The 18,832-nt window shown below is 72.4% G+C and carries 23 protein-coding genes; 17 read left to right on the forward strand and 6 right to left on the reverse strand.

The features are described 5' to 3' along the window. Nucleotides 1-30: 30 nt before the first annotated feature. Nucleotides 31-321 (reverse strand): hypothetical protein, encoded by a 291-nt coding sequence (locus tag ITJ57_RS03525; protein WP_194668870.1) that lies wholly within the window; start codon nucleotides 319-321, stop codon nucleotides 31-33. Nucleotides 322-527: 206 nt separating this feature from the next. Between ITJ57_RS03525 and ITJ57_RS03530 the strand changes: the two genes are divergently transcribed. The 4 genes from ITJ57_RS03530 to ITJ57_RS03545 are packed head-to-tail and all read left to right on the forward strand — an operon-like array spanning nucleotide 528 to nucleotide 3,144. Beyond that, entirely contained in the window at nucleotides 528-914 is a 387-nt protein-coding gene (locus ITJ57_RS03530; RefSeq protein ID WP_194668871.1) for a hypothetical protein, read from the forward strand. Further along, nucleotides 911-1,459, forward strand: a complete 549-nt coding sequence (locus ITJ57_RS03535) for a DUF2231 domain-containing protein (protein ID WP_228506463.1) — start codon at nucleotides 911-913, stop codon at nucleotides 1,457-1,459. The genes ITJ57_RS03530 and ITJ57_RS03535 overlap by 4 nt, the downstream gene beginning before the upstream one ends. Nucleotides 1,460-1,494: 35 nt before the next feature. Then, nucleotides 1,495-2,439, forward strand: a complete 945-nt coding sequence (locus tag ITJ57_RS03540) for an SDR family oxidoreductase (protein WP_194668872.1) — start codon at nucleotides 1,495-1,497, stop codon at nucleotides 2,437-2,439. A gap of 42 nt (nucleotides 2,440-2,481) precedes the next feature. Next, nucleotides 2,482-3,144 carry a dihydrofolate reductase family protein gene (locus tag ITJ57_RS03545; protein WP_194668873.1) on the forward strand — a complete coding sequence of 221 codons (663 nt, stop codon included), beginning with the start codon at nucleotides 2,482-2,484 and terminating at the stop codon, nucleotides 3,142-3,144. A gap of 38 nt (nucleotides 3,145-3,182) precedes the next feature. Here ITJ57_RS03545 and ITJ57_RS03550 read toward each other — a convergent pair whose 3' ends face one another. From ITJ57_RS03550 to ITJ57_RS03560, 3 genes are read right to left on the reverse strand one after another with little or no spacing between them, the layout of a single operon-like run. Next, nucleotides 3,183-3,758, reverse strand: coding sequence for a hypothetical protein (locus ITJ57_RS03550; protein WP_194668874.1), 576 nt, complete (start codon nucleotides 3,756-3,758; stop codon nucleotides 3,183-3,185). A gap of 22 nt (nucleotides 3,759-3,780) precedes the next feature. After that, nucleotides 3,781-4,929: a zinc-dependent alcohol dehydrogenase gene (locus ITJ57_RS03555; RefSeq protein ID WP_194668875.1), complete on the reverse strand. Its 1,149-nt coding sequence runs from the start codon at nucleotides 4,927-4,929 to the stop codon at nucleotides 3,781-3,783. Between the two features lie 10 nt (nucleotides 4,930-4,939). Then, nucleotides 4,940-5,353 (reverse strand): CBS domain-containing protein, encoded by a 414-nt coding sequence (locus ITJ57_RS03560; protein WP_194668876.1) that lies wholly within the window; start codon nucleotides 5,351-5,353, stop codon nucleotides 4,940-4,942. 300 nt (nucleotides 5,354-5,653) lie between these two features. Here ITJ57_RS03560 and ITJ57_RS03565 point away from each other — a divergent pair, with 300 nt between their 5' ends. From ITJ57_RS03565 to ITJ57_RS03590, 6 genes are all read left to right on the forward strand, one after another. Then, a complete protein-coding gene (locus ITJ57_RS03565) occupies nucleotides 5,654-6,535 on the forward strand; it encodes a manganese catalase family protein (protein ID WP_194668877.1) in 882 nt (293 codons plus the stop codon). A gap of 103 nt (nucleotides 6,536-6,638) precedes the next feature. Continuing rightward, on the forward strand, nucleotides 6,639-7,409 hold the full coding sequence (locus ITJ57_RS03570) for an MBL fold metallo-hydrolase (RefSeq protein WP_194668878.1): 771 nt from the start codon (nucleotides 6,639-6,641) through the stop codon (nucleotides 7,407-7,409). A gap of 75 nt (nucleotides 7,410-7,484) precedes the next feature. Further along, entirely contained in the window at nucleotides 7,485-7,628 is a 144-nt protein-coding gene (locus tag ITJ57_RS03575) for a hypothetical protein (RefSeq protein WP_194668879.1), read from the forward strand. Nucleotides 7,629-7,690: 62 nt separating this feature from the next. Continuing rightward, nucleotides 7,691-7,885: a DUF2795 domain-containing protein gene (locus tag ITJ57_RS03580; RefSeq protein ID WP_194668880.1), complete on the forward strand. Its 195-nt coding sequence runs from the start codon at nucleotides 7,691-7,693 to the stop codon at nucleotides 7,883-7,885. Beyond that, complete coding sequence (locus ITJ57_RS03585) at nucleotides 7,886-8,743, forward strand: glycosyltransferase family 2 protein (RefSeq protein ID WP_194668881.1); 858 nt, start codon at nucleotides 7,886-7,888, stop codon at nucleotides 8,741-8,743. It abuts the gene before it with no gap. Nucleotides 8,744-8,851: 108 nt separating this feature from the next. Continuing rightward, nucleotides 8,852-9,622: a sigma-70 family RNA polymerase sigma factor gene (locus ITJ57_RS03590; protein WP_194668882.1), complete on the forward strand. Its 771-nt coding sequence runs from the start codon at nucleotides 8,852-8,854 to the stop codon at nucleotides 9,620-9,622. A gap of 5 nt (nucleotides 9,623-9,627) precedes the next feature. Here the strand turns inward: ITJ57_RS03590 and ITJ57_RS03595 are convergent, their stop codons facing one another. Next, nucleotides 9,628-10,638 carry a glycosyltransferase family 9 protein gene (locus tag ITJ57_RS03595; protein WP_194668883.1) on the reverse strand — a complete coding sequence of 337 codons (1,011 nt, stop codon included), beginning with the start codon at nucleotides 10,636-10,638 and terminating at the stop codon, nucleotides 9,628-9,630. Between the two features lie 88 nt (nucleotides 10,639-10,726). Between ITJ57_RS03595 and ITJ57_RS03600 the strand changes: the two genes are divergently transcribed. Genes ITJ57_RS03600 through ITJ57_RS03630 form a run of 7 tightly spaced genes read left to right on the forward strand, consistent with a single transcriptional unit; the run spans nucleotide 10,727 to nucleotide 17,534 of the window. After that, nucleotides 10,727-11,290 carry an HAD-IIIA family hydrolase gene (locus ITJ57_RS03600; RefSeq protein ID WP_228506465.1) on the forward strand — a complete coding sequence of 188 codons (564 nt, stop codon included), beginning with the start codon at nucleotides 10,727-10,729 and terminating at the stop codon, nucleotides 11,288-11,290. Next, a complete protein-coding gene (locus ITJ57_RS03605; protein WP_194668885.1) occupies nucleotides 11,287-12,390 on the forward strand; it encodes a glycosyltransferase family 9 protein in 1,104 nt (367 codons plus the stop codon). Before ITJ57_RS03600 ends, ITJ57_RS03605 begins: the two co-directional genes overlap by 4 nt. Next, a complete protein-coding gene (locus tag ITJ57_RS03610) occupies nucleotides 12,387-13,400 on the forward strand; it encodes a glycosyltransferase (RefSeq protein ID WP_194668886.1) in 1,014 nt (337 codons plus the stop codon). Before ITJ57_RS03605 ends, ITJ57_RS03610 begins: the two co-directional genes overlap by 4 nt. After that, nucleotides 13,397-14,650: a glycosyltransferase gene (locus ITJ57_RS03615; protein WP_194668887.1), complete on the forward strand. Its 1,254-nt coding sequence runs from the start codon at nucleotides 13,397-13,399 to the stop codon at nucleotides 14,648-14,650. The genes ITJ57_RS03610 and ITJ57_RS03615 overlap by 4 nt, the downstream gene beginning before the upstream one ends. Further along, nucleotides 14,647-15,330 (forward strand): SIS domain-containing protein, encoded by a 684-nt coding sequence (locus ITJ57_RS03620; protein WP_194668888.1) that lies wholly within the window; start codon nucleotides 14,647-14,649, stop codon nucleotides 15,328-15,330. The genes ITJ57_RS03615 and ITJ57_RS03620 overlap by 4 nt, the downstream gene beginning before the upstream one ends. Next, on the forward strand, nucleotides 15,327-16,778 hold the full coding sequence (locus ITJ57_RS03625) for a PfkB family carbohydrate kinase (protein WP_194668889.1): 1,452 nt from the start codon (nucleotides 15,327-15,329) through the stop codon (nucleotides 16,776-16,778). Before ITJ57_RS03620 ends, ITJ57_RS03625 begins: the two co-directional genes overlap by 4 nt. Before the next feature lie 60 nt (nucleotides 16,779-16,838). Then, entirely contained in the window at nucleotides 16,839-17,534 is a 696-nt protein-coding gene (locus ITJ57_RS03630) for an SDR family oxidoreductase (protein ID WP_194668890.1), read from the forward strand. 54 nt (nucleotides 17,535-17,588) lie between these two features. Here the strand turns inward: ITJ57_RS03630 and ITJ57_RS03635 are convergent, their stop codons facing one another. Further along, nucleotides 17,589-18,710, reverse strand: coding sequence for a glycosyltransferase family 9 protein (locus ITJ57_RS03635; RefSeq protein ID WP_370582172.1), 1,122 nt, complete (start codon nucleotides 18,708-18,710; stop codon nucleotides 17,589-17,591). Nucleotides 18,711-18,832 lie beyond the last annotated feature (122 nt).

Here is an 18,832-nt window from a genome sequence, read left to right on the forward strand (position 1 = left end):
TCGTCTTCTCCGTCGCACTCATGGCACCCCTCAACCCCTCGTCCGTGCGTGCAGTCCGGCGAGCAGCGCCTGGGCCGTCGCCTCCCAGTCGTGCGAGCGACCCGGGAGGATCACCCGCCGGTCGTCCTCGATGGTGTAACTCCAGCCCCACCCGATCGGTGTCAGTCGGCGGAAACTCAGCATCCCGACGGCCGCGCCGACATGGACGACCCACTCCGTATGGGGAGGGACGTCGGTGAAGAAGTGGACGGTGCCGTCGGGGAGCCGATAGCAGAACCACTCACCTCGGCACGGTGGCGTCGCGGACTGTTCTGGTTGCACACGGGCACGCTATGTCGGCGGTTCCGGGCGCTCTCGGCGCTTGCGATCCGAGTGCTCACCTGGTAAAAACCGTGCCGTCACCCAGGGCCGCGCGACGCACGTTCTAACCCGCGCTCCGCGGGGAAGTCAAGCAATCCGAGCGACCGGAACGGCCGACCTAGCGTGGATGGCGAGCCGATCGGCTCCCTACGCATCGAGGAGGAACCATGATTCGGAACGTCGCCCGCATCCTCGGGATCATCGTCGCCATCCTGGCCATCGCCGGCTTCTTCGTCGAGGGGGAACACCTCTTCGGCCTCATGAACGTCGACCTGACGCTCGACATCCTGCGCACCGTCCTCGCCGTCGCCCTGCTCGTCGTCGGGTTCGGCCGCGTCCCGCTCGGCGCCGTCCGGGCGGTGGTCGCCATCGGCGGTGCGCTCTACGTGGTGATGGGTCTGCTCGCCTTCGCCGACCCGACCATGTTCGGTCTGCTGCCCACCGGGTTCACCGGCTTCGACATCGGCTTCCACCTCGTCGTCGGTCTCGGCTCCCTGATCGTCGCGTTCGTGCCGACCCGGCGGGAGCAGCCGGCGACCACGGCCCGCCGTTGAGCGCCGGGACCGCCCGTCGGAACGGCGCGGACGACCTCGTCCGGTCGAAGCACCCGGCGACGATCCTCGCCGGACCCTACGGTCACCCGTTCCACGCGATGGTGGTGCTGATCCCGATCGGGGCCTGGACGGCGAGCGTCGTCTTCGACATCGTGTCGCTGTTCACCGACGACCGAGAGCCGTTCGTCGTCGGTGCGCAGTGGCTCATCGGCATCGGGGTCGTCGGAGCGGTGTTGGCCGCCGTGTTCGGCCTCATGGACCTGCGGGTCATCGCCCCGGGCACGAGGGCCCGCAAGACCGCGCTCACGCACCTGGGGTTCAACCTCGCCGCGGTGGTGCTGTTCGCCCTGAGCTGGATCGTCCGCGCGGCCGGGCCGGAGGGCGAACTGAGCGTCCTCGGCCTCGGGCTCGCGTGGGCCGCGTTCCTACTCGTCGGTGTCTCCGGTTTCCTCGGCGGCGAACTGTCCTATCGGTTCGGCGTCCGCGTGGCCGAGGAACAGACGCAGCGCAACGGGTTCCTCGCACCCGCCGCCGAACGCCGTTAGCGAAGGCTGGACGTGTCACCGAGGAAGGACGCACCATGACCGATCGTCATCCGGTGGCCGAGCAGGTCATCGTCATCACCGGCGCATCCAGCGGGATCGGCCGGGGCACGGCGCTCCGGCTGGCCCAACTCGGCGCGAACGTCGTCGTCGCCGCCAGGCGCGGGGACGTGCTCGACGGCCTCGTCGGAGAGATCACCGCCGCCGGGGGCACGGCGCTCGCCGTCCCCGTCGACGTGAGTCGACCCGACCACGTCCTCGCGTTGCGTGCTGCCGCCACCGACCGCTTCGGTCGGATCGACGTGTGGATCAACAACGCCGGGATCGGGGCGCTCGGACATTTCTGGGACGTCCCCGTCGAGGACCACCTCCGCACGGTCGACGTCAACCTGTCCGGCCTGATCCTCGGTGCACACGTGGCATTGCGGTTGTTCCGGGAGCAGGGTCGTGGAACGGTCGTCAACGTCGGTTCCGTCGACAGCGAGGTGCCGCTCGCATACCAGGCCGTCTACGCGGCGACGAAGGCCGCCGTCCTCAGCCTGTCGCGGTCGCTCAACGAGGAACTCCGCCTGGCCGGCCTCACCGACATCCGGGTCGGCACGGTACTGCCCTGGGCGGTCGACACGCCGTGGTGGACCCACGCGGCCAACTACACGGGGAAAGCGCCGCGGATGGCGGCGCTCGACGACCCCTCCGTGGTCATCGACGCCCTCGTCGCCGCCTGCTCGGACCCGAAGGAGCACCAGACCGCCGGCATGAAGGCCCGCACGGCTGCGATCTCCCATCAGCTCATGCCCGACGTGACGAAACGGGTGTCGGCGAAGGTGATCGACGGGGAGCTCGCCCGGGCATCTGCGGCTCGGCCGACCACCGGGACGATCCACGTGCCCGGACCCGCCGGCATCACCGTCGACGGCGGGGTGCGCGAACGGATGCGTTCCGAGGAGCCCGCCGACCCGGACCCGCGGTCACCGGCGGCCTGATCCGCCGTCGACACCCGGATGCCTCGCCGCTAGCGTGAGCGCATGACGAAGCTCAGGGTCCACAATCTCGCCGTCTCCCTCGACGGCTTCGCGACCGGCGAGGGGCAGTCCTTCGAGACGCCCTTCGGCCATGCGGAACACCGGCTCATGCACTGGTTCCTGCCGACCAACACCTTCGTGGCGATGAGCGGGCATGAGGACGAGTCGGTGGGCGCGGGGACGCGCGGCGTCGACGACGCGTTCGCGTCCGCCACCGGCGACCGCATCGGTGTGGAGATCATGGGCCGCCGGAAGTTCGGCCCGCAGCTCGGGCCCTGGGAGGACGAGAGCTGGCGCGGGTGGTGGGGTGAGGAGCCGCCGTTCCACAGTCCGGTGGTCGTCCTCACGCACCACGAGCGACCGGACCTCGTCGTGGGGCGGACGACATTCCTCTTCCGCGAGCTGTCGCCGGTCGACGCCCTGGCGCTCGCCACCTCCCTCGCCGACGGACTCGACGTCCGGCTCGGCGGGGGCCCGACGACCGTCCGGGCCTTCCTCGAAGCCGACCTCGTCGACCACCTCCACGTCGTCGTCGTCCCGATCCTGCTCGGCCGCGGGGTGCGCCTGTGGGACGGGCTCGAAGGCCTGGAGGATTGCTTCACGGTGGAGGTGACGGCGGCGCCGAGCGGCGTGGTCCACTACGTCTTCACGAGGAAGACACGCTGAGGGCCCGCCTCGGGTGAGGCGGGCCCGCAGGTCGTGGTTCAGCCGCGCAGCATCCGCACCGCGCGGCGGCCGCCGAGGAACACGAGGCCGAGCGCGAGCAGCCACGGCCCGCCGACGAGGATCGGGTCGATCCACTGGTGCTTGACATCGACGCGCCCACGGCGGAAGCGTGAACTCCAGCCGGAGTACATCGTCTCCGCGAGCACGCCCGTCTCGGTGATCGGGTTGTCGGGCCGGACCGTCAGGAACGACCGCGCATGGCTCCCGGCGGCGTCCACGCGGTCACCGAGGAGCAGCAGGAGCCAGTGCGCGGCGCGGCCCTCGCTGTAGCGTCGGTAGGCCAGGCGCTTGATCGCACCCGACAGCCCCCGCAGCGGCACGCTCGTGCCGAAGACGGGGGTGAGTTCGAGGTGCTCGATCGACCGCTCGCGAGGCCCGTGCTGCTCCTGCGGTTCCGGCTTCACCCAGTGCGATCCGGGCGCGGGCGTCGGCGGCCACTCCCGGGGGACCGACGGGCGGTCGGCCGGGTCGAGGTCGGCTCCCCAGCCGGGGATCCTCGCGCGGAGTTCCTCGCTGCTCGGGGTGGGGCGTCCGCCGTCTGCGGTGTAGGGCATGGTCGGATCCTTCCTCCGTCGCTCAGGCCGCGCTCGGCACGATGACGGGCTTGATGCAGTCGTCGAGCTTCGCGGAGAACAGGTGGTACCCCTCCGCGATGTGCTCGAGCGGGATGCGGTGGGTGATGATCTCGCTCGGCTTCAGATGACCGGCCCTGATGTGCTCGAACAGCCGAGGCCATTGGCGTTTCGCGGGGCACTGGTTCATCCGCAATGTCAGCCCCTTGTTCATGGCGTCACCGAACTTCACAGCACTGAACATGGGCCCGTACGCGCCCATCACCGAGACGACCCCACCTTTGCGGACGGCGTCGATCGCCCAGTTGAGCGCGACCGGCGAGCCACCCTGCAGCTTGAGTTTCGCGGCCGTGATGTGCTGCGTGAGGTTGCCGTCGGCCTCCGCCCCGACCGCGTCGATCACCGTGTCGGCGCCGAGTCCGTCGGTCTCGAGTTTGAGCCGGAGGACGATGTCGTCCACCTCGCCGAAGTTGATCGTCTCGGCGAAGGCGAACTCGCGGGCCTTCGCGAGCCGGTACTCGAGGTGGTCGACGACGATCACCCGGCCCGCACCCATGAGCCAGGCCGAGCGGGCCGCGAACAGCCCGACCGGTCCCGCGCCGAACACCACCACGGTCTGCCCCTCGGTGATATCGGCGAGCTGCGCGCCGAAGTACCCGGTCGCGAGCGCGTCGGTCATGAGCAGCGCGTCGTCCTCGTCGATGTCGTCGGGGATGCGCTGCGGGCCGACGTCGGCGAACGGCACCCGGACGAGTTCCGCCTGGCCGCCGTCGTAGCCGCCGCAGGTGTGGGAGTACCCGAAGATGCCGCCAACAGCCGTCGCATTCGGGTTGACGTTGTGGCAGTTCGAGAACAGGCCGCGGGCGCAGAAGTAGCAGGTGCCGCACGAGATGTGGAACGGGACCATCACCCGGTCGCCCACGGCGAGGTGCTCGACGCTGGAACCGACGGACTCGACCACCCCGACGAACTCGTGGCCGAAGGTGGAGCCGACCCGGGTGTCCGGCATCATGCCGTGGTACAGGTGCAGGTCGGACCCGCAGATGGCAGCCCTCGTGACGCGGATGATCGCGTCGTTCGGGTGCTCCAGCCGCGGGTCGGCCTTCTCCTCGGCGCGGACCTTGTACGGCCCGCGGTAGGTCATCGCTCGCATGCGGCGCCCGTCACTCCGAGATCCCGGCGACGGTCTCGCCGGTCTCCGTCGCGCTCAGGCGGCGGGCGACGTCGGCCTGGCTGAGCATGCCGACGAGGTCGTGGCCGTCGATCACCGGCAGGCGACGCACCTGGTGCTCCTCCATGGTGCGCAGCGCTTCGCGGACGTCGTCGTCGGCGCCGATGGTGACGGGCTTGCCCTGGCCGAAGGTGCCGGCCTCGACCGTGGTCGGGTCCTGTCCCTCGGCGAGAGCCTTGACGACGATGTCGCGATCGGTCACCACGCCCTTGAGCCGTCCGTCCTCGCCGCAGATCGGGAGGGCGCCGACGTCGAGGTCGCGCATGCGGCGTGCGGCGTCGACGAGGGTGTCCCGTTCGCCCACACACTCGGCGCCTGGCGTCATGATGTCTCGTGCGGTCGTCATGGTCGTGCTCCGTCCTGATCGGCCACCCCCGACGGGCGGCAGGTGATCCGAGGCTAGACAGCCGCACGGGATGCGGATCGGGCATTGCGATTCCCCGGCCGGTGGCGCAGACTTCGCGCCCGCGGGCGATGGCGACGGCGGGGACCGTCCCGGCGACGCGCGCGCGTATTGTCCACACGCCGGACCAGGAAGTCCAGTGCCGCGAGCCGGCCGCGCCGGGAGCGTTGACTGGCCGTTCCGCCGAGCCGAGTCGACGAGGGACGTCGGCCCGAATCCGTCCGGCGGTGCAGGAGGTGAACAATGTTCTTCCATCGACAGGAACTACAGCACACGGCCACACCCGACAAGCCAGACGCCGTCTACGCGAGGAAGCTGCAGGAGGTGCTCGGCGGCCAGTACGGCGAGATCACCGTGGCGTTGCAGTACCAGTTCCAGGGGTGGAACATGCACATCCCCGGCAAGTACCGCGACCTCGTGTTCGGGATCGGCGCGGAGGAGATGGGACACGTCGAGATGCTGGCGGTGATGATCGCCCAACTGCTCGAGAAGTCGCCGCTGGGGATCACCGAGGACGCGGTCCAGGACGACCCGACCGTCGCGGCGATCATCGGTGGCACCGACGTGCAGCACGCCATCGTCGCCGGCGCCGGAGCACGACCCGTGGACAGCATGGGCAACCCGTGGCAGGGCAGCTTCATCACGAGTAGTGGAAACCTGCTCGCCGACTTCACCGCGAACGCGAACGCGGAGATGCAGGGCCGCGTGCAGGTGGCGCGGCTGTACCACATGACCGACGACTCGGGGGTGCGAGACCTGCTGGCGTTCCTGCTCGCCCGCGACACGATGCATCAGAACCAGTGGCTAGCCGCCGCTGCGGAACTCCGGGAGGAAGGCGTGGAGGATCTGCCGGTGCCGAGCAACTTCCCGATCGAGAAGGAGCATCGGGACGTCTCCTACCAGTACATCAACTTCTCCGACGGACAGGCTGCGGCCGACGGACGTTGGGCGAGCGGGCCGACGCCGGACGGCAAGGGCGAGTTCACCTACGTGCCCGAGCCCCAGGCCGGCGTGCCGATGCCGCCGCCCACGCACCCCGACTCGCGCCTCTACGGCACGACGGAGCTGCCGAACCCCGTCGAGAAGCTCGCGGGACGCGTGCAGGACAAGCTCCACAAGGAGTGAGCGCCGCGGAGCGGGCCCGCGGTCGTGCCGGAACCCACGGTCGACCGCGGCTCGCGCCACCGCACGCACTCCTGCACGCCGACCCCGACCGGAAGGACCGCCCATGCCCGGAGCCCGTCGCCCACGCGCGACCCTCCACCGATCGGTCGCGCCCGGCGTCCACCGGCTCGAGCACGCGTACACGAACACCTACCTCGTGGAGGATGAGGACCGTCTGACCCTCGTCGACGCGGGCCTGCCGGCGACCCACGGCTACCTGCTCCAGGCGCTCGCGGCGATCGGCCGTCGACCGGAGGACGTCGTGGCGCTCGTCATCACGCACGCCCACTTCGACCACCTGGGCACGGCCGCCAGGCTGCGAGACGAGCTGGGCTGCCGGGTGCTCGTCCATGACGAGGACGCGTCGCTCGCGGAGCACCCCTACCGGTACCTCCACGAACGGCCTCGGTCCCGCTACCCGCTGCGCTACCCGGCGGCGCTCCCGGCGCTCGCGTCGATGACGGCCGCCGGCGCGCTGTGGGTGCGGGGCACGACGCGGACGGAGGCGCTGCCCGGATCCGGCACGCTCGACGTCCCCGGCTCGCCCACCGTCGTGTTCACGCCGGGCCACACCTTCGGGCACTGCGCCCTCGACTTCCCCGACCGGGGTGCCGTCATCGCGGGTGACGCGCTCGTCACCCTCGACCCGTACACCGGCGAGACCGGACCGCGTGTGGTCGCCGGAGCGGCGACGGCGAACTCGCGACTCGCGTTCGAATCGCTGGAGGTGCTCGCCGCCCTCGGCTCCAGGACCCTCCTCCCCGGCCACGGCGCCCCCTGGCGAGGGGATCTCCGCGAGGCCGTCGAGGCGGCCAACCGTGCCGGCGTCGCCTGAGGACGTCGCCGCCTGAACGACCCCACCACACCCCGGTCGGCGACCGTCGCCGATCGACATCGAAAGGAGCGGACCATGACGACCACCGGACCGCAGGACAACCCGCAGAACCACGACCTGGTCGACGACGCCGGCGTCGACAAGCCCTCGCAGGCGGAGGGCTCCGAGGACCAGGTGCCCGACGCTGCCGAGCCGAATGAGGACGACGCGGTCGGCTGACCGAGGCGGGAACCGCCCGACACCGACATCACCACCGGATCACACACAGAACAGGGGACACCATGGCTGAGAAGCCCACCGCCATCGAACTGCAGAAGTACCTGTCGGGGGTCGACTACCCGGCGAGCAAGGACGATCTCGTCCGGACCGCCCGTGACCAGGGCGCGCCGGACGACGTGATCGAGGCGCTCGAACAGGCCGACCAGGACGAGTTCGACGGCCCGACCGCCGTCTCGAGCGCGGTCTCGGGAGACTGAATGACGAGCCGGCGACCATCCGAGCGGTGGGCGGCCGGTGAGGTCGACGACGACGTCGCGATCGACGTGCTCGTCCCGACGGCCGGGCGTGCGGCAGAGCTGGCGGTGACGCTGGCGGGACTCGCCGCCCAGGACGACCCGTCGTTCCGGGTGATCGTGAGCGACCAATCCGACGACGGGTCCGGCGTGCTCCAACCGAGCACCCAGGCCATGGTGCGGGTGCTCCGCGCCCAGGGGCGGGAGGTCCGGCTCGTCCGGCACCTCCCGCGCCGGGGGCTCGCGGAGCACCGCCAGTCGCTGCTCGACCGCGCCACCGCACCGGCGGTCCTGTTCCTCGACGACGACGTGTGGCTCGAACCGGGCCAGCTGCAACGCTTGCACGACGCCCTGCGGACCCTCGACTGCGGGTTCGTCGGCGCCGCCGTGCAAGGGCTGTCCTACCTGGACGACGAACGGCCCGAGCAGCAACGGCCGTTCGAACTCTGGGACGGCGAGGTCGTCCCGGAGCGGGTGCGTCGCGGGACGGCGGCCTTCGACCGCTGGCCGCTGCACAACGCCGCGAACCTGGCGCACATCGCGCGGGACGTGCCGATCCCGGAACGGGGTTGGTCGGCGTACAAGGTCGCCTGGGTGGGCGGCTGCGTGCTCTACCGACGCGACGCGCTCCTCGCCGCCGGCGGCTTCAGCTTCTGGGAGGAGCTGCCCCCGATGCACTCCGGGGAGGACGTGCTCGCCCAATGGCGGGTGATGGAGCGCTTCGGCGGGGCCGGCATCCTGCCGAGCGGTGCCGTGCATCTGGAAGCACCGACGACGATCCCGGACCGACCGGTGGACGCGTTCGACGTGGTGCGCGCGTGAGTCGCGCTCGCGGACGGGTGCTCGCGGACGGGTGCGCGATTCTGCCCCAGCCGCCCGGAGAAGGCAAGCGTTGATCGTGCCCTCCTCGCTTCTCGGAACCTGGAGCACATGACGATGGATCGAACGGACACACGGCTCCCTGGTGAGGTGCTCGGACGCGAGGAGGCCGAGGCGCTCGTGCTGGAGCACCTGTCACTCGCCGAGGCGATCGCTCGCCGGTACTTCCGGCGCGACCCCGCGCGGGACGAGGACCTGGTCCAGGTCGCCTACATCGGTCTGGTGAAGGCCGCGCGCCGGTTCGACGTCGAACGTGGCGGCCCGTTCGCGGCGTTCGCCTCGCCGACGATCTCCGGGGAGATCAAGCGTCACCTCCGCGACCACGGCTGGTTCGTCAGGCCGCCACGGCCGGTCCAGGAACTCCGCGCACGGGTCGCCGAAGCGGTACCGCGCCTCGCCCAGGAGCTCGGGCACGGCCCGTCGGTACCGGAACTGACCGCCGACCTCGGGGCGAGCGACGAACTCGTGCGGGAGGCCATCGCGTGCCAGAACCACCTGCGGCCGGCGTCGCTCGACGCCCTCGTCGGGTTCGACCATGAGACGAGCCTCGGTGACATCATCCCCGCCGAGGACGGCGCCCTGGAGCGCGCCGAGTCGGCCGCCATCCTGTCGACGGCGCTCCGGGTGCTGAGCCCCCGCGACCGGCGGGTGCTGCAGCTGCGGTTCGCGGAGGACCTCACCCAGCAGGAGATCGCCAAGGAGGTCGGGGTCACGCAGATGCAGGTGTCGCGCATCCTGAAGCGCTCGCTGGAGTTGCTCCGGGACCGGATCGTCCACGGTGAGCCGAGCGCGGAGCAAGCCGGGCGGCGTCGGATCGCCTGACGGGGTCAGGCGGTGGCGTCACCTCGGGCTGCGGTGCGCTCGGCACGGACCACCGCGTCCAGGACGTCGTCGACGCCGACCGCGAGGATGGCCGGATCGGGGGTGTCCGCGAACGCGTCGCCACGACGGACGCTCGCGTCGGTGAGCACGATGTGCGGCCCGGGCGGCGGACCCCAGTGCTCCGGGGCCGCCGGCCCGAACAGGACGACCGACGGTCGTCGGTAGGCCGACGCCAGATGCGCCGCACCGGTGTCCGCCGACACGACCACCGACGCGTCCTCGACCACCCCGGCGAACTCGGCCAGGCCGATCCGTCCGGCCAGCACCGAGGACTCGTCGAGGCGTGCGAGCTCCGCCACCCGCAGGGCGCGGTCGCGTTCGCCGGCGCTGCCCGTGAACACCACGCGGCGCCCCTCATCGGCCAGGGACCTGGCGACGGCGGCGAAGCGCTCGACCGGCCAGCGCCGCGACTCGTAGAACGCGCCGACGTGCACCACCGCCGCGCCGACGACGTCGACGCGCTCCGTCGAGGAGCGGAGTCCGACGTCGTCGGGGTCGGCGGCCACCCCGTAGGCGGAGAGGAGGCGCACCCACCGTGCGCGCTCGCCGAGGTGCGGTGACCACGCCGGCGGGACAGGGCCGTCGACCTCCGGACCGTCGATCTCGGGCACGTGGTGGACCATCGAGACCCTCGCTTCGAGCGCGTCGATGAGCCGCCGACTCTCCGGACCGCTCCCGTGCAGGTTCACCGCGACGTCGACCCGGCCGGGTGCGAGGGGCAGGAGGTGGTCGAGTCCCGGCGTCGGGAGGAGGGCGTCCACCCCGTCCACCAGCTCGACGACGGGTTCCAGCCAGCCGGGCACCGCCAGCACGAGGCGGTGCCCGGGGAACGCGCGCCGCAGACCGTGGATCGCCGGGACCGCCACGAGCAGGTCGCCGAGTTTCAGGGTCCGGAGGGCGAGCAGCTCCGGGCGGTCGTCGGTGCGGTCGTCGTCTTCGGGGTCGAGGTGCAGCATGCGCCTCACCATTGCACGTCGGGCACCGAGTGGTCGAGCCCCGCAGCAGGACGTTTACGTCGTCGGAGAAGTGGGGACGAGCAGAAGCATGACCGATCTGCCCGCCCCGATCGACGCGGTCCTCTTCGACCGCGACGGCACCCTCGTCGTCGACGAGCCCTACAACGGTGACCCCGCACGCGTGGTGCCGATGCCGACCGCGCACGCCGCCGTCGAACTGCTGCGGCGCAGCGGGTTGCCGCTCGGAGTCGTGTCCAACCAGTCGGGGATCGGGCGCGGCATCGTGACGCGTGAGCAGGTCGACGCCGTCAACGCCCGCCTCGACGAGCTGCTCGGCCCGTTCGACGTCTGGTGCATCTGCCCGCACGCGCCTGAGGCCGGCTGCGACTGCCGGAAGCCGGCCCCCGGACTCGTCCTCGAGGCTGCGGGGCGACTCGGCGTGGAACCCGGCCACTGCGTCGTCATCGGCGACATCGGTGCCGACGTCGGCGCGGCCGAGGCGGCCGGCGCCATGTCGATCCTCGTCCCGACCGCCGTGACCCTCCCCGAGGAGGTCGACGCCGCGCCGCGGCGCGCCCTGGACCTCCTCGCCGCCGCCGAGCTCGTGCTCACCGCGGTCGTCGCCGGGCACGACGCACGGGGTGGGCGATGACGCGGCGCGCGCTCGTGGCGAGGCTCGACAGCGTCGGCGACGTCCTGCTCAGCGGCCCCGCCGTGCGGGCGGTCGCGGCGTCACCGGACGTCGACGAGGTCTGGCTCCTGTGCAGCTCGATCGGCGCCTCGGCGGCCCGGCTCCTCCCTGGCGTCGACCGCGTCGTGGTCTGGGACTGCCCGTGGATCACCCAGTCCGCCCCGCCGGCCACCCCGGAGCACCTGGCGGCGCTCGCCGCGATCATCGACGACTGCCGCCCGGAGACCGCGATCATCCTGACCTCGTTCCATCAGTCGCCGCTCCCGCTCGCGCTCCTGCTGCGGTCGCACGGTGTCCCGCGCATCGTCGGAGCCTCCGTCGACTTCGCCGGCTCGCTGCTCGACGTGCGGCTGCGGCCCGGGGAGGACCTCGCGGAGGACCAACCCGAGCCGGAGCGTGCCATCGCCATCGCCGCGGCCGGTGGCTTCGCCCTGCCGTCGGAGGACGACGGCCGGCTGCACCTCGACCAGGCGCGGCTCGACCGGGCACGGCTCGACGAACCCGCACCGCACACCCTCCCCGAGCACTTCGTCGTCGTCCACCCTGGCGCCTCCGTGGCATCGCGACGGTGGCATGAGGAGCTGCACGCCGAGACCGTCGGCCTCCTGCACGAGGCCGGGGTCGAGGTCGTCGTGACCGGTGGACCGGCCGAGACCGCCCTCACACGTCGCGTCGCCGGGACCGCGGGCCGCGACCTCGGCGGCGGAACGGGCCTCGGTGCCCTCGCCACGATCCTGGCGCAGGCCGACGTCGTCGTCACCGGCAACACCGGTCCGGCGCACCTCGCCGCAGCGGTCGGCACCGCCGTGGTCAGCCTGTTCTCGCCGGTGGTGCCGGCCGTGCGCTGGGCGCCGTACGGCGTGCCCACCGTGCTCCTCGGTGATCAGCACGCCGCCTGCGCCGGCACGCGGGCGACGGACTGCCCGATCCCCGGGCACCCGTGCCTGACGAGCGTCCGGCCCGCCGAGGTGGTCGACGCCTGCCGACGACTCGCCCCACGGCTGTTCGAGGCGGTCCGCTCCACGCCCGGCCGGCGGCACGCCCAGGAGGTCCTGCGATGAGGATCCTCCTCTGGCACGTGCACGGCGGCTGGACCGACGCCTTCGTCCGCGGCGGGCACGACTACCTCCTCCCGGTGAACGACGCGCGCGACGGCTGGGGACTCGGCCGCGCCGATCGCGACTGGCCGGCGTCGGTCGTCGAGATCCCCGTCGGAGAGCTCCGGGAGACGGACGTCGACGTCGTCGTCCTCCAGCGGCCCGACGAGGTCGACGCGGTCGAGCGCCTCACCGGGCGGCGGCCGGGGCGGGACCTGCCCGCCGTGTTCGTCGAGCACAACACCCCGAAGACCTCGATCACCGACGCCGTGCACCCGCTCGCGGATCGCGAGGACATCCCGGTCGTGCACGTCACCCACTTCAACCGGATGTTCTGGGATACCGGCCGGGCACCCACCACCGTCGTCGAGCACGGCGTCGCGGACCCAGGCCACCGGTACACGGGCGCCCTCGAGCGCCTCGGCGTCGTCATCAACGAGCCCGTCCGCCGCTGGCGGGTCACGGGCACGGACCTCTTGCCCGCCTTCACCGAGCTCGCCCCGGTCGACGTCTTCGGCATGGGCGGCGACGGTCTGCCGACCGCGCTCGGCACCTCGGCCGAGCGCATCCGCCCGGTCGGCGACCTCCGCACGGGTGAGCTGCACCGCGAACTCGCCCGCCGACGCGTGTACCTGCACCCCCTGCGCTGGACGTCGCTCGGTCTCGCACTCCTCGAGGCGATGCACCTCGGGATGCCCGTCCTCGCGCTCGCGACCACCGAGGCACCCCGAGCCGTCCCGCCTGCGGCCGGCCTCGTCTCGAACGACCTCGACGCCCTGCGCGACGCCGCCCGGCGATACCTCGCCGATCCCGACCTCGCCAGGGCGACCGGCGAAGCGGCCCGCGCCCACGCCCTCGCCCACTACGGACTGCCCGCCTTCCTGCACACCTGGGACCGGGTCCTCGCCGAGGTCCGGGAGACCGGGACCGTCCACCCGACCCCGCTGTCGGCTCTCGAAAGGAGACTGCGATGAAGATCTCGATGGTGTCGGAGCACGCCAGTCCACTCGCCGTGCTCGGCGGTGTCGACGCCGGCGGGCAGAACGTGCACGTCGCCGAGCTGTCCTCGGCGCTCGCCGCCCGCGGGCACGAGGTGACCGTGTACACCAGGCGGGAGGACCGCTCGGTCGACGAGCGCGTGCGCCTCTGCGACGGGGTGGAGGTCGTGCACGTGGACGCGGGACCGCCGGAGCGCGTGCCGAAGGACGAGCTGCTGCCGTACATGGACGCGTTCGGCGACCGCCTGGCCGAGGACTGGAGCCGCGAGACCCCGGACATCGTGCACAGCCACTTCTGGATGTCGGGTCTCGCCGCCCTGCGGGGTGCCGATCGTGCCGACGGATCCCGTCCGCCCGTCGTCCACACCTTCCACGCCCTCGGGACGGTGAAGCGTCGGCACCAGGGGGCCGAGGACACGAGCCCGATCGAACGCGTCGACCTCGAACCGATGGTGGGGCGCTCGGTCGACCAGGTCATCGCGACCTGCTCGGACGAGGCCTTCGAGCTGAAGGCGCTCGGGGTCCCCGGCTCGCGGATCACCGTGGTGCCCTGCGGCGTGGACACGCGACTCTTCTCCCCGAACGGTCCCTCGGAGACGGCCGACCGTCGCTTCCGGATCATGACCGTCGGCCGGCTGGTGCCGCGGAAGGGCGTCGGGCTGACGATCTCGGCCTTGGCGACCCTCGTCGCCGCCGGTCGTGACGACGTCGAACTCGTCGTCCTCGGCGGCTCGAGTGGCCCCGACCGCATCCAGGAGGACCCGGACGTGCAGCGACTCCTCGCCCACGCCCGCTCCCTGGGTGTCGACGACCGCGTGGTGTTCCGCGGGCAGGTGCGACAGGACGAGCTGCCCGCCGCTCTGCGCTCGGCCCATGTGGTGGTCTGCGCGCCCTGGTACGAACCGTTCGGCATCGTCCCGCTCGAGGCGATGGCGACGGGTACCCCGGTGGTCGCCGCGGCCGTCGGCGGGCTCATCGACAGCGTCGTCCACGGCCGGACCGGCTTGCACGTCCCGCCGCGGGATGCGGGAGCGATCGCGGACGCCGTCGCCGTGCTGCTCGACGACGCCGAGCTGCTCGCCTCGCTCGGCGCGGCCGGTGTCGAGCGGACCAGGTCGCGCTACTCCTGGGCGAGGGTCGCGGCCGACACCGAACGCGGTTACCGGCGGGTGCTGGGGCGCGCGAGACGGTCCGCCCGGTCGAGCGGTGCGGTGGTGACCCGATGAACGCCCTCACCACGACGACGGCGGCCGCTGCGGCGGCGACCGCCGCAGCATCGGCCCCGACGGTCTCCGACCCCACGGCCCCGTCGATCGATCGGATCCTGCACGGCCACCTCGACGACCACCTCGGTGCGATCCAGGCGCTCCGCGACCAGCTCCCGCGGATCACGGCCTGGGGCGATGAGCTCGCCGACCGACTGCTGCACGGGCAACGACTGCTGGCAGCGGGGAACGGCGGCTCGGCGGCTGAGGCACAACACCTCACCGCCGAACTCGTCGGGCGCTTCGACGGGGAGCGACGTCCGTTCTCCGCCGTCTCCCTCCACGCGGAGAGCTCCAGCGTCACCGCCATCGCGAACGACTACGGCTACGACGAGGTGTTCGCGCGGCAGGTGCTCGCCCACGCGAGGGCCGGCGACGTCGTCATGCTGTTCTCCACGAGCGGCCGGAGTCGCAACCTCCTCCGGGCCGCGGAGGCCGCACGACGTGTCGGTGCGCGGAGCTGGGCCGTGACCGGCACCGGGCCGAACCCGTTGTGCGAGGCGTGCGACGAGCACCTCGCCCTCCCCGGCCCCGCCGCCGGTGCGCAGGAGGCGCACCTCGTCGCCTTGCACCTGCTGTGCCGGGTCTTCGACGATCGCATCGCGCGGCGCGACAGCGCTGGGAACGGGAGGACTGCATGAACATCACACCACCCATCACGGGCACCCGGGACCGGGGGCCACGGATCGCCGTCGTCGGCGACGTGCTGCTCGACGTCGACCTGCTCGGGCGAGCCGACCGCCTGAGCCCCGACGCCCCGGTGCCGGTGGTGTCGGTCGCCCGGTCCGTCCCGCGGGCCGGTGGGGCCGGACTCGTCGCCACCCTGCTGGCGCGCGACGGCGTCGACGTCGTCCTCGTGACCGCCCTCGGCGACGACGACCGGGTGGGGGAGCTGCGCGCTGCACTCGACACGACCGCGTCGTCGGCCGGTGCCGGGACCATCACCGTCCTAGCCGGCCCGTCCGGGGCGCCGACGCCGGTGAAGACCCGGGTCCGTGGCGACGGGCAGGCCATCGTGCGGATCGACGAGGGCTGCGAAGCACCAGGAGCGCCGACGGTCACGGCCGACATGCTCGCAGCGCTCGACGCCGTGGACGCGGTCGTCGTCGCCGACTACGGCCGCGGTGTGGCCGCAGACCCCCGACTCCGGGAGGCACTCGAGGCGGCGGGACGCCGGATCCCCGTCGTCTGGGACCCGCACAAGAACGGCTCGCCGCCGGTGCGGACCGCCACGGTCGTGACGCCGAACCGGAGCGAGGCGTTCACGCTGGCCGAGGGAGGCGCGTCCTCCGCTGACGACATCGCCGGAGTGGACACCGTCGCCGGTACGCTGCTCGACGCGTGGGGATGCGGGGCCGTCTTGGTGACCCTCGGTGCGAAGGGCGCGCTCCTCCGTCGGCGAGACCGGGGCACCCCGGCGGTCCCGCACCTCGTGCCGGCCACCCCGTCGGACGCCACCGATCCCTGTGGCGCCGGAGACCGCCTGGCCGCGACCGTCGCGTCCGCACTCGCCGCCGGGCAACCGCTCGGCGACGCGGTGGCCGCCGGTGTCGCCGCCGCGGCGCGGTTCGTCGCGAGCGGTGGGGTCGCCTCGCTGGACCGGCCCGCGAACACGAGCCGGCTGCCCGGGGACTCCGCAGACGCGCTCGCCGTCGCCCACGCCACGCGCGAACGCGGCGGTGTCGTCGTCGCGACCGGCGGCTGCTTCGACCTCCTCCACGCCGGTCATGCGCGCACGCTGGCCGCCGCCCGGGCCCTCGGGGACTGCCTCATCGTGTGCGTCAACAGCGACGACTCCGTCCGGCGGCTCAAGGGGCCGGAGCGACCGATCATGGCCGAGGACGACCGGTCGGACCTCCTGCTGGCGCTCGAGTGCGTCGACGCCGTCGTGGTGTTCGACGAGGACACCCCGGAGGCCGTCCTCCGGAGGATCCAGCCGGACGTCTGGGTGAAGGGCGGCGACTACGTCGCTGCCGACCTGCCTGAGACCGGTGTGATCGCGGCCTGGGGTGGCCGGACCGTCACGGTCCCGTACCACCCCGGTCGGTCGAGCACCCGCCTCGCCGGAGCCCTCGCCCGCGTCGGCTGACCGGCTGCACGAGCACCCTGCACGACCACGTCTCTGAGACATCAACCCCGAAAGGACCCCATGACCTCCACCCGCCCCCTCGGCAACGTCCTCATCAGCGGCGGCTCCGCCGGCCTCGGCGCCGCGGTCGCCGCCGCCGTCCGCGAGCACGGCGGCCGGCCCATCGTGCTCGACCTCCGAGTCGACCCCGACGCGGTCGACGCCTACGCCGTCGACGTCTCCGACACCCGGGCGACCGAGGAGCTCGTCGCCCGCATCGCCACGGAGGTCGGCGGCCTCGACGCGGTGGTGACCGCTGCGGGCATCGACCGCCCGGCACCGTTCGGTGCGCTGCCCGGCGCTGAGTGGGAGCGGATCGTCGCGGTGAACCTGCTCGGTACGGCGGCCGTCGTCCGCGGGGCCCTCCCCGCGCTCGAGGCAGCACACGGGCGGGTGGTCACGATCGCGTCCTCGCTCGCCCTCCGTGCGCTCGGCGACGCGACCGCCTACTGTGCGTCGAAGTTCGCCGTCCTCGGTTTCTCGCGCTCGCTGGCGGCGGAGTCGAAGGGACGCCTCGGCGTCACGACGGTGATCCCCGCCGGCATGGACACGCGCTTCTTCGACGGGCGCGACGAGCAGTACAAGCCGGGACCCGACGCCAAGCTCATCGACCCGGCCGAGGTCGCCGCGGCCATCGTCTTCGCGCTCGAGCGCCCACGCGGGGTCGAGCTGCGTGAGCTCGTCGTCTGCCCGGAGGAGGAGCCGTCCTGGCCGTGAGCTGCTGGCCGAGGTGAGCTGTCGACGCGTCCTGCGCCCGCCCTTGCACTCGGCTCAGGCGACGCTGCGGAGGGTCCGGGCGTTGAGGAGCGCCTCGACGTCGGCGTCCACCTCGTCGACTCCGACCTCGGCGACGAAGGAGTCGTCGTGCTCGCACCGCTCGGCGGTCCACCCCACCTGCGTCACATCGCGGTCGCACACCGGGCATCTGGTGGTCCAGGACAGGTGCACCCGCTGCGTCGCGCGGCTGAGCGGCCCGCCGTTGATGACGTTCCCGACCCAGTAGATCCCCACCGTCGAGGTGCCGACCGCCTGCGCCAGGTGGCGCGGCCCGCTGTCGTTGCCGACGAACACGTCGGCGCGGGAGAGCACGCCGACGAGGTCGGAGAGGGACAGCTTGCCGGCGAGCGACACGACCTCGGTCCGGCCGTCGGCCGCAGCCTGCTGCGCGATGCGGTCCGCGAGCGGCGCATCGCCGGCGTCACCGACGCAGACCACGGTGTTGCCTCTGGCCGCCGCACGTCGGGCGAGTTCTGCGAACCGTTCCGTCGGCCAGCGTCGCCGCGGGTCGGTCGCTCCGGGATGGATGACGACGACGCCCGAGCCGCGGCGTCCGAGCAGGGACCGACCGCGCGCGCGTTCGGCGCGGCTCACCACCACCCTGGGCTCGCCGGCCACCGGGAGCGCGCCCGCGAGAGCGACGGTCTCCAACCAGCGGACGACCTCGTGCTGGTAGTAGACGTAGGGCAGCATGCGTTCGAGTGGCTCGGCGTCCGGGGTCGCGGTGCCGACGGTGTGCTTGGCTCCGAGGCCGAGGAGGAACGGGTTGGAGTTGCGGCCGCCGCCGTGCAGCTGGCACGCGAGGTCGAAGCCCTCTGACCGCATACGTTCGAGGAAACTGCGCGTACCCTCCTCGTCGGTCGAACCGTCGGCGCTGTGCACCCCGGCGGTCGTCGGCAGGACCTCCACCCGTGAGACCGGACCGGGTCGCTGGTCGAGCAGTCGTCGGTGCAGCGGGGTGCCGAGCAACACGATCTCCGCCTCCGGGTAGGCCTCGGCGAGTGCGTCGAGTGCCGGCATCGCGAACAGGAGGTCCCCGAGGCCGCCGCCCCGCAGGACGGCGATCTTCAGAACCCCCGTGAACCGCGCGTCCTCCTGCAGCCCTGTCCGTCGCACGTGCTCACGTCCTCTCCATCGCGGTGACCGTCGAAGCCTCACTGCACCGATGGCTTCACCGTTCCCCGCGGAGCACCGTCCGAAACCGTTTGCACGCTTCCCGCCCACCACGTGTAAACGGT

This window comes from Plantibacter sp. VKM Ac-2880 (assembly GCF_015351235.1).
Lineage (GTDB): Bacteria > Actinomycetota > Actinomycetes > Actinomycetales > Microbacteriaceae > Plantibacter.